General features: G+C 39.5%; 13 protein-coding genes. 11 read left to right on the top strand and 2 right to left on the bottom strand.

Translation table 11 applies throughout. The features are described 5' to 3' along the window. Positions 1-162: DUF6246 family protein (locus ABN212_RS18330; RefSeq protein ID WP_349443554.1), on the top strand; the 162-nt coding region annotated here is incomplete at its 5' end. Positions 163-234: 72 nt separating this feature from the next. Beyond that, the gene (locus ABN212_RS18325) at positions 235-576 is read left to right on the top strand and encodes a hypothetical protein (protein WP_232240029.1); all 342 of its coding nucleotides are present in this window, start codon (positions 235-237) and stop codon (positions 574-576) included. A 5-nt stretch (positions 577-581) separates the two neighbouring features. On the opposite strand, the gene ABN212_RS18320 is transcribed toward ABN212_RS18325, so the two are convergent. After that, positions 582-761 (bottom strand): hypothetical protein, encoded by a 180-nt coding sequence (locus ABN212_RS18320; protein ID WP_109372780.1) that lies wholly within the window; start codon positions 759-761, stop codon positions 582-584. A gap of 127 nt (positions 762-888) precedes the next feature. Continuing rightward, positions 889-1,323 (bottom strand): Arc family DNA-binding protein, encoded by a 435-nt coding sequence (locus tag ABN212_RS18315; RefSeq protein WP_109372781.1) that lies wholly within the window; start codon positions 1,321-1,323, stop codon positions 889-891. A 129-nt stretch (positions 1,324-1,452) separates the two neighbouring features. Between ABN212_RS18315 and ABN212_RS18310 the strand changes: the two genes are divergently transcribed. The 9 genes from ABN212_RS18310 to ABN212_RS18270 form a co-directional block, all read left to right on the top strand. Beyond that, positions 1,453-1,629, top strand: a complete 177-nt coding sequence (locus ABN212_RS18310; RefSeq protein WP_109372782.1) for an Arc family DNA binding domain-containing protein — start codon at positions 1,453-1,455, stop codon at positions 1,627-1,629. A gap of 40 nt (positions 1,630-1,669) precedes the next feature. Beyond that, on the top strand, positions 1,670-2,299 hold the full coding sequence (locus tag ABN212_RS18305) for an ORF6N domain-containing protein (RefSeq protein WP_244185036.1): 630 nt from the start codon (positions 1,670-1,672) through the stop codon (positions 2,297-2,299). A 66-nt stretch (positions 2,300-2,365) separates the two neighbouring features. Beyond that, the gene (locus ABN212_RS18300; RefSeq protein ID WP_109372783.1) at positions 2,366-3,148 is read left to right on the top strand and encodes an ORF6N domain-containing protein; all 783 of its coding nucleotides are present in this window, start codon (positions 2,366-2,368) and stop codon (positions 3,146-3,148) included. Positions 3,149-3,260: 112 nt separating this feature from the next. Next, entirely contained in the window at positions 3,261-4,142 is an 882-nt protein-coding gene (locus tag ABN212_RS18295; protein ID WP_089503232.1) for a hypothetical protein, read from the top strand. 63 nt (positions 4,143-4,205) lie between these two features. Next, positions 4,206-4,586: an outer membrane protein assembly factor BamE domain-containing protein gene (bamE, locus tag ABN212_RS18290; RefSeq protein ID WP_349443553.1), complete on the top strand. Its 381-nt coding sequence runs from the start codon at positions 4,206-4,208 to the stop codon at positions 4,584-4,586. 63 nt (positions 4,587-4,649) lie between these two features. Beyond that, entirely contained in the window at positions 4,650-7,982 is a 3,333-nt protein-coding gene (locus tag ABN212_RS18285; RefSeq protein ID WP_349443552.1) for a tape measure protein, read from the top strand. 39 nt (positions 7,983-8,021) lie between these two features. After that, entirely contained in the window at positions 8,022-8,351 is a 330-nt protein-coding gene (locus ABN212_RS18280; protein WP_109850493.1) for a phage tail protein, read from the top strand. Beyond that, the gene (locus tag ABN212_RS18275) at positions 8,348-9,046 is read left to right on the top strand and encodes a phage minor tail protein L (protein WP_196564355.1); all 699 of its coding nucleotides are present in this window, start codon (positions 8,348-8,350) and stop codon (positions 9,044-9,046) included. Before ABN212_RS18280 ends, ABN212_RS18275 begins: the two co-directional genes overlap by 4 nt. A 3-nt stretch (positions 9,047-9,049) precedes the next feature. Next, the coding region (locus ABN212_RS18270) for a C40 family peptidase (RefSeq protein WP_349443551.1) at positions 9,050-9,556 on the top strand (507 nt) is incomplete at its 3' end.

The following is a 9,556-nucleotide window of genomic DNA, read 5'->3' as shown; positions in this document are numbered from 1 at the left end:
CAGTTAACAATGACTGAATTTCAGATGATGCTCAAAGTTAAATATCCCGATGAGAAAGGCTTCACGAGAGAAGAATACGACAACATCATGAAGCAAGATGATAAGCGCAATAATGAGCTGATCAGTGGTAAGCGTAGATTGGTGAGTAGAAAGAGAAAGTAGCCAATTATTAGGTTTGAGATGTTTTATAGTAAAGGTAGGAATATGCATAAAATCCTAAGGCAGTATCGATATATGAAGGTACCTTTATTTGAATCTGGATATATTATCTATTGTGGCTCTTGGGATGATTGGCGCTCTCTACATGAAAAACTAGGCATTGATGGTGGGGATAGTTTTGTTAACGGGGCAAGTCGTACAGTTACTAACGCTCAGTGTGTGCTCCATATTATTGGTGTATTTAACGGTAAATCATCTACTCTAGCTCACGAATGTGCACATATGGCTTTCGACATTTGTCATCGCGTCGGTGTGAGCGTTGAAACAGGATCAGCAAATGAAACATTTTGTCATTTAATTAGCAGAATGATTGATTTCTGTTCTGGAGAACAAAAAAGCCGACCTATGTCGGCTTAATTCAACTAACGCTTACTATCAGGTGTTCTTTTATCAAGAACCCAGGAATTACCTTTTTCAGTTGTTGGTGGCAACCTTTCGTTATCTCTCACGGTGGCGTAATTATCACGCTGTCCACCTCGAGGACCTACTTCACGATAAATACCACCATCCTTTCCTGTATTTTCACCTGGCTTTTTACTCATAATAAAAACTCCTTGTAATGCTCGTTATTGAGCAGAACAAATATTAGACAGGAATTTAATTAAGTCAAATATCCGTACAAAGGAAGGAGGTTGCCACTACTAAAACAAGGGCATCCGTGCCCTTTGTTTATTTTGATGAAGGTATTTCCACAAGAAACCCACTAACATCAATAACACTTTCTGGTATGTGGTAGCCTAACTCTTCCAACTTATCAAATGTTGGCTGCAAGACAGTATCAATATCATCAAGTAAGCCATCTAAATCCAGATCTGATAGTTCAACATTGAAAATAGAATGCCCTAACTTTACCTTCTTATTTATCTCAGCAAACGTCCTTTTAAAAATAATTTCCTTTAATCCTTCTCGTGCATTATTGGCGATTTGCATCGCCTCTTTTGCTGGTATTAAATCATCAGTATTTATTTCACTGGGAAAGCTGGATTCTAGTCTTTGAACTATCTCAGCATTCATTGAGCGACCATTCTCTTTTGCGGTTACTTCTATTTTTTCTTTCAATTCAATAGGAAGTCTAATTCTTAACTGTGGATCTTCTCTACTCATAGAAACACCAATTAGTCGTAATGAAAATAATTACAAAATTATGCCCCACAGTGGGGTTGACTTCAATGACGCACGGTGTGACAATGCTTTTGCCCCACATTGAGGCATTGAAAAGTTAAGGATGAAATAATGCAGAAAGCAAAAGATATGTATCAGAAGAAAATTAGATTTCCAGAGGATGTATGCAAAGCAATTCAAGCTAATGGGGATTTAGAGTGTAGAAAATTTAATACGGAGATTATTTATCAACTAAGGAAAGCTTACGGATTGATAGAAAGTAAAAGCCCCAGCTGCGTGAACAACTGAGGCTGGTTGCCAAATAAACCCATCGAAAGGAATAAGTGACATGACTAATTTAGCAAAAATATGCGACATGAGCAATTCAGTTAAATCCATCCCAGCAATTATGCATAACGGAGTACCCGTTGTGACGACTGAATTGTTAGCTGAGTTATATGATACTAAAAGTAACAACATAAAAGTAAACCATTCCCGTAATGCAGGTCGCTTTATTGAGGGTAAGCATTACTTCAAAGTTATTGGAAATGCTCTAAAAAGTTTGCGAGTTACTTTAAGTAACCTACAAATTTCACCAAAAGCGAGAAGTTTAATTCTTTGGACAGAAAGAGGTGCGGCTCGTCATGCGAAAATGTTAGATACAGACAAAGCATGGGATGTGTTCGAATTAATGGAAGATCACTATTTTAATAAAGGGGAAAATGAAGTTGTTGTTAACTCGCGTCCCATAACCCAAAGGGAAAAAGACGCTCACAATATTAATGCTCTATTCAATCACTACGATGTTTTTTATTCAGCATGGAAGTCAGAAATATATCCAATGCTAAGACAACTTGAATCACCACTTGCTGGAAAGTTGGTTGATAGATTTCAAGATGGTTATGTGTTTCTGATGAATTTAAGGAGAGATATTAACGGGAGATTGCAAGAAGGTGAATTACCAAGAATATGCAGATAAAAACAGAAAAGCCAACAGGTGCGAACTGCTGGCTAATCCCAAACAAAACCTAAAAGGAAATGTTTCATGAGTCAAATAACAGTAGCAAACAATAACTCAGTTGTCACGCAAAACCGTTTTACGGTTCCAGAAGTCTATTACCGTAACCAGAAGGTGATCACTACTGAATCACTGGCTGTTGGTTATGGTGCTGACGCAAAAAGTATTCAAATGAATTTTGCGAATAATAAATCTCGATTTGAAGAAGGAAAGCATTTTTTCAAGATTGAAGGTGACGAGTTAATGGCATTTAAGAACTACCCCAACAATCTTGGGGTAGTTGATAAAAGAGCAAGACATGCTTATCTCTGGACAGAACGCGGAGCATCTCGTCACGCTAAAATGTTGGAAACTGATCAAGCATGGGATTTCTTTGAGTTACTCGAAGATACCTATTTTGGATCACGCAAAAATAATAGCCTTCCTGGTGACTACATTGAAGCACTGGAAAATTTACTAAAAGCAGAAAAAGAAAAGGTAGTTCTTAGACTTGAACGTGATGTTGCCATCGAAACTAAAGCGTGGATTGGGCGTAAGCGTGAAGCAACTTCAATGGCTACGGCATCTAAAGCTGTTCGTGAGAAGAATCGCCTTGCTGAAAAGTTGGGTGAAAGTAAGAAACACGCAACAGTATTAGCAGTAGAGAAGAAGTTAAATAAAAAATTCAAATGGCAACCATTGAAGAAATGGTGCAAAGAGAATGATGTAGAAATATCTACTGTTCATGATGATAGATATGGAACAGCTAATTCATATCCATCAGGTGCATGGAAGTCTGCTTATGATGTGGATTTAGCTAAATTGTTCTAACTACCCAAGCCAAGGACGGCTTGCTTGAGATCACATATTATGCCTCTTGATTAAGGTTTTTCTGGTTATTTTGATAGTCTCATCAGGAATATTAATATTTCTTGGTGATGACATGAAATCAAAAACATTAGGTTTAGATCTTCTGTATTGGCAATTTGTTGATCTTGCAATAAATAAAGAGTATGTAACAACTGCTGACTTTCTTGGAAGATTCAGAATTAATCAAGAAAGAGTAAATAAAGTAATCTCTGAACTAGAAAAAACGAATGTTATTATTAAAGATGATGAGAAATATAAAGTTATTGGTTTTCCAACAGAATTGAATTGGCGAGAAGTAAGCTCAACACAACCACAAGGTGACGAGTGGTGGCTAAATGAAAAATATACAAATGTGCTGACAATAGAGGAAGGTAAAACATTTGTTTATCAAGATTTTTATAACAGAGGTTTCACTGGGAAGCCTGAATTTCTTATAGATATACATGGTGATATTGCAAAGTATCATCCAGTTACCTTTGGTAGTGTTAATGAGAGACTGAGGTATGCATATTTATCAGCTTATTGGCCTAGAGAAACAATAGTTGCCTTTCATTATGATGATGAAATAAAAACCTTATTTATAGATGTAGATCTGCCAGAAATTGAAGACACGCCAGTATCAAATGGTGAAAGACTAAAAACCGCAGAAGAATACTATTATGATTACGCAAGGCATGTTCATGCTATCGCTTTAAGAGTATCAGCTATCGGGTTTATGGTTTGCTCAGAAATAGAGAATGTCATAGTGGCTGGGTATTCTCAGATATTTAATCATGAAACTGGTGATGAGGATGATCTCTATTTAATTAATGCAAAATTGAATAGGGACAAGTTTGAAAGGCTTCCTATTAAAAACATCTCAATGTGTGATCCTATTCAGTATCTATCAGGATTTGAAGCATTAGTTAAAATGAATAAGAATTATAAAATGAATGAAATAGACCTGAAGTGGTAATTTGCTCCCATTTGCACCACAAACAGCTAAATTAATAACAAATTAACTAACGAGGATGGTGTTGTGAAAAGGTTATTATTATCTTCTTTTTTGGTTTTATCTGCCTTGGTTATTTCTGGTTGTGCTCAAGAAAAGCAAATCAACTATAACCAGAAGTCATCTATGCTTTCATTGGGGATGGATAAAGAGCAAGTAAGAACGGTTCTTGGTGATCCTAGAAGAACAGAAGTTAATACCGAAAGAGAAAGATGGGTGTATTGGGGTAAAGTTTATTATGGATTTACTCCAGTAGATAACGAACAGCTATCTCAGGATAGACTAGTTGTGACCTTTCAGGAAGGTAAAGTAACTAAATGGGGGCAACAAACATTTTCTGATGATGCATTGGAAATATCACAAAAAACAATTGAAGTTACCACTAACGCAATAAAATCATCACAATAAAATACTTTAAAGATTACACAACCCTGCCAATCGGCGGGGTTTTTCATTTTAAGGAGCCGGTAAATGGCAAATGTAGGCGAAATTGTTTATCAAGTTCAAATGGATGTTCAGCAATTACTAACATCTCAGCGTCAGTTAGAGCAACGCCTTAATCGTATGGATAGTAGCTTTAACCGAACGTCTCAATCAGTGAATAACACCGAACGTTCAATGTTGTCTCTATCTAAAGTTGCTACATCACTAGCTGGTTATTTATCGGCTTCAATGGTTGCTAGTTATTCAGAAGCATGGACTGAATTAAATAACAAACTATCTAACTCGATTCGTGCTAGCGAGTCACTCGTTGACGTGACTCAGCGAATCTTTGATATCTCACAAACAACTCGATCTAGTCTCGATGCCACAGCAACACTCTACGCACGATTAGAGCGAGGTACGAGAGAATACAATACATCGGCGGAGGATTTAGCAAAATTAACAACAATTATTAATCAGGGATTTATTGTCTCTGGTGCCACAGCGACAGAGGCTGAAAACGCCATCATTCAGTTATCACAGGGTATCGCCTCTGGTGTTCTCCGTGGTGAAGAATTTAACTCAGTAGCAGAACAGGGTAGTCGCTTAATGGTTGCATTGGCTGATTCACTAGGAGTAAGTATAGGTCAGCTTCGTAAAATGGCAGCAGAAGGTAAGTTAACCACTGATGTTGTTGTAAAAGGATTATTGTCTCAGGGGGATGCTATAGGCAAAGAGTTCGCTAAAACCACTCGAACAATGTCACAAGCATTTCAAGAGGCAGGGAATAACTTAACCAAATTTCTTGGTGAAAACACAACAATAAAATCGACAGTTAGCGCGTTTAGTGATGCCGTTATTACTGTTAGTAAAAATTTAGATGTTATGACGGATGTTTTAACTTTTGCTGCGGGAGTTATAGGGTCTAGATTTCTTGGTGCCTTATCTCTTGCTGGTGTCGCCCAACTAAAGAAAGCAAAAGATACTATAACAAGCACTATGGCAACAAGAAACTCGGTTAAAGCAGAGATTCTTGCTGCAAAAGAGACATTAACTAGAGTGCAGGCAGAAAAGGTATTTGCTTTAACGACTCAACAATCATTATCAGCTCAGCTTTCAGCCGCTCAGACAGAACAACAACGCTCAAGAATAAGAAATGAATTATCGGCAAATTCAGCAAGAATAGCAGCATTAACCAGACAAGAGACTCTGGAAACAAATAGGTTAGCAGCGGCTCAAGCAAGAGTTGCATCAACAAGTATTACTATGGCTGGTGCAATGAAAGCTCTCAATATTGCCACTGCTCCTTTAGGTGGTCCAATGGGAGCGCTAATGCTTGCTGGTGCTGCGATGTATTATTTCTACCAAAAGACAGAGCAAGCCAAACAAGAAGCTCATGATTTTGCTGATAATGTAGATCAGTTAACGGATAAGTTAAAGGAGCTTTCATATCAAGAGATAGCGCGTGATGTTCAGGATGCATCTGATAAACAAAAAATTCTAAATGCAGAAATGGAAGAGCAAGAAAAGCAACTAGCTAGGCTAGAGGCCAGATTAAGGATACAGCAAGATGCTCTTGGTAATAATCCAGAGTTAATTGAAAGAAATACAATAAATATCCTAAGAGAAAAGATAACGCTAGAAGGTAATTTAGCTGAGAATAAAAAACGCTCTGAGTTAATCACAAGATACCTGACTGATGCTCAAAATGAGTACGATAAGAAGTTAAAGGAAGCCATTGATTTAAGCGTTAAAAGTGCGTCAGCTATTGATATTGAGAAGTCCGCTTTAGGTAGACTAACCCAACAAATTAGGGAGGCTACTGGTGCGAAAGGTGAGTTTAACTCCAAGCAGTTAGAGGTTAACTGGTCTGAAAAAGGGCTGGACTTAAGGAAGTCGCTGGAGCGGGAAACTAAGTTAGCCAATGCCAAAAGTGAAGTTGATAAGAGATTGCTTCAAGTTAAGTTTTATGCCGAAGATAATGACTTATCAGAACAAGAGGTTCTTTCATTAAATCAAGTAGCCATTGCTGCGCAAGAGGCAAGAGACGCTGAATCAGAGCGCAACAGCAAAACAAAGGAATCAACCAAAGCCACAGACGCAGCATACGAGGCACTTAAGCGTCAAAGAGAAGAAATTGAGCTTTTAAACAAAGGTTACAAGGAAGGCTCTCTTGAAATGGCTAAGTATGATGCGGTTAAGGCGTTGGGTGACAAGGCATCTCCTGAACAGATTAAATTAGCTGAGAAACTTGCAGAAGATAAATACAACATTGAACGTAATCTAGCTGATAAGAAAGCTGCACTTGAGCTTGATTTGGTCGCTAAGGCTAAAGAGTCTCGCGATAAACAGTTAGCAGACTTAGAGCGGATAACGAAAGATGATGTATCTCTCACTGAACAGGCAGCAAGGCGAAAGGCTGAAATTGAGGCAGAATATCAACAAAAGATAGCCGAAATAAGGGCTAAAAACGCTGTATCACCACAAGATAATTTAAAAGCACAAGTAGACCCTGTTCAGCAACTCAAAAACGAACACGAGCGTAAACTTGCGCTTATCCGTGAATTCGAGACTGAAAAAGGTGCTATCACTCAGCAAGGTTTGGCGTTAATGAATGCCGCTAATACTCAATATGAGCAAGACCGCATGAATGCTCAATGGGAGATATGGCGTAATCAGAGTCAAGCTAATCAATTCTTAGCTGATGGGTTGGACGCATTAGGGCAACGTTCCGCTAACGTAATTACAGGGCTATTAACAGGCACTCAATCCCTTAACGATGCTTTCCGCAATGTCGCATTAACCATTGTAGACCAAGCCGTTGGTGCTCTGGTTCAAATGGGTATGCAGCAAGTTAAGAATATGATTATGGGTGAGAGTATGGCGACAGCCGCTCAAGCCTCTGCATTGGCTCAGGCCACAGCTGCACAAGCGGCATGGGCACCAGCAGCGTTGAGTGCGTCAATAGCCACATTAGGTGCGGCTGTGGCAACGGGAACATCATCATATACGGCAGCTATGGCGGCCAGTAAAACAATGGGGTTGGTTGCGGGTGCTAGATATAATGGTGGACCGGTAAATGCTAGTTCTATGTATCGTGTTGGTGAAAACGGTAAGCCAGAGATATTCAAGGCATCGAACGGTAATCAATACATGATACCAGGCGATAGTGGGCGGGTTATCAGCAATCGACAAATGGGTAAAGGTGGTAACGGTGTCAGCATGGGGGATATGCACTTTACATTCCAAGTTCAGGCACCGAATGGTATCACTCAAAAGGAAGCGCAGCAGATACAGCAAATGGTGAGAGGTACGGTTTATGATGTACTTGGCACCGAAATGCGTAGCGGTGGTGCTTTGGAAAAATCAAGAAGTTGGTAACGGCCACCCAAATAGGTGGCTTTTTTATTGGAGTAACCAATGGAAGAGTTTAAATGGCGGCCAGAAACGGCTTATCAGGTAGGTAATGAGCCTAAAGTGAAAGTAGCCAAGTTTGGTAACGGTTACGAACAACGAGTTAAAGACGGGATCAACAACCAATTAAAGACCTATCAACTTTCATTTATTAAACATGCTGACATAGGTAAGCAAATTGATGAGTTTCTTAAGGCTCGTGGTGCGGTTGAGTCATTCTTGTGGCTAACCAGTGATGATAATTCTAAGCGTAAGTTTGTTTGCCGAGGCTGGCAGGTAACACCACGTAAATCATCATGGCAGATAGACTGTACATTTGAGGAGGTTATCGCATGAGAGAGATACCTCAAGCGATGCGCATAGACGTTGCAGACTTACAGCAAAATGCAATGTTAGATCTATATGAGGTCGATTTAAGCCGTTTTGGGGGGGATGTTTACCGGTTTCATGATGGCATGAATGGGTTATTAAAACCTATCATCTGGCAAGGTTTACGCTATGAGCCTTATCCTGTTCAAGTTACAGGATTTAGTGTAACTGCGCAGGGGGCGTCAGATAGACCTAAAATGACATTCGCTAACTTTGACGGAATGTTGACAGCCATTAACAACGACTATGATGACGCCCTAGGTGCTATCGTTACTCGCCGGCAGGTTTTAGAGCAATATCTTGATGCTGTTAATTTTCCCAACGGAAACCCACAAGCAGATCCAACAAGAGAAGTTGTTCAGAAGTATATTATCGAGCAACGGGAAAGCTCAGATTCTGATTTTGTGACTTACATATTAGCGCTTCCAATGGAAACCGATAACGCGCTGATACCTAGACGGATGATTCAGGCTGATATTTGCTCATGGCGATACCGAAGCAATGATTGTGGGTATGACGGCTCTCCTGTTGCAGATGAAAAAGACCAGCCAACAACTGATCCCCTTAAAGATAAATGCTCTCATAAATACAGTGGGTGCAAACTCAGATTTAAATCTGTCATGCCATTCGGCGGGTTTTTGGGTTCAAATAAATTAGGTTAATCCATGATTGAAAAAGACATTATCGCTCACGCGAAAGCGGAAGGAGTGAGGGAGTCGTGCGGTTTAATTTCTGGCGACAGGTATTTCCCTTGTAAAAATATACACCCAGAACCACAAAACTATTTTGAAATCAGCCCAGACGACTGGATGACGGCAGAGTGTTATTCAGACGTCAAAGCTATTGTTCATAGTCATCCTGACGGAAAACCTTTCTTGAGTTCTGGCGATAGAGCAATGCAAAGGAAAACAAATCTACCGTGGTGGTTGGTATGTGATGGTGTGATCCACAAGTTCAGACCAATAGCACCACTAATAGGAAGAGAGTTTAAGCATGGTGAGCAGGATTGTTACTCCATTATATGCGACGCCTATCACCTTTCAGGCATTCAGTTAGATGATTTTATTCGCCCTGATGAATGGTGGTACACAGAGCAAAATCTCTATTTAGATAACACAGTTAAACAGGGTTTCTATCAAGTTGATGAAGCTCAAGAAGGCGACATGATATTG

The sequence above is a fragment of the Proteus genomosp. 6 genome, from assembly GCF_040139785.1.
Classification (GTDB): domain Bacteria; phylum Pseudomonadota; class Gammaproteobacteria; order Enterobacterales; family Enterobacteriaceae; genus Proteus.
The sequence above is the reverse complement of the archived record's forward strand: the minus strand, read 5'-3'. Positions and strand labels throughout refer to the sequence as shown.

Coding starts and splice junctions, on each gene's coding strand:
- ABN212_RS18325 (WP_232240029.1), top strand. CDS start 235: ATGAAGGTACCTTTATTTGAATCTGGATATATTATCTATTGTGGCTCT.
- ABN212_RS18310 (WP_109372782.1), top strand. CDS start 1,453: ATGCAGAAAGCAAAAGATATGTATCAGAAGAAAATTAGATTTCCAGAG.
- ABN212_RS18275 (WP_196564355.1), top strand. CDS start 8,348: ATGAGAGAGATACCTCAAGCGATGCGCATAGACGTTGCAGACTTACAG.
- ABN212_RS18320 (WP_109372780.1), bottom strand. CDS start 761: ATGAGTAAAAAGCCAGGTGAAAATACAGGAAAGGATGGTGGTATTTAT.
- ABN212_RS18300 (WP_109372783.1), top strand. CDS start 2,366: ATGAGTCAAATAACAGTAGCAAACAATAACTCAGTTGTCACGCAAAAC.
- ABN212_RS18285 (WP_349443552.1), top strand. CDS start 4,650: ATGGCAAATGTAGGCGAAATTGTTTATCAAGTTCAAATGGATGTTCAG.
- ABN212_RS18295 (WP_089503232.1), top strand. CDS start 3,261: ATGAAATCAAAAACATTAGGTTTAGATCTTCTGTATTGGCAATTTGTT.
- ABN212_RS18315 (WP_109372781.1), bottom strand. CDS start 1,323: ATGAGTAGAGAAGATCCACAGTTAAGAATTAGACTTCCTATTGAATTG.
- ABN212_RS18280 (WP_109850493.1), top strand. CDS start 8,022: ATGGAAGAGTTTAAATGGCGGCCAGAAACGGCTTATCAGGTAGGTAAT.
- ABN212_RS18305 (WP_244185036.1), top strand. CDS start 1,670: ATGACTAATTTAGCAAAAATATGCGACATGAGCAATTCAGTTAAATCC.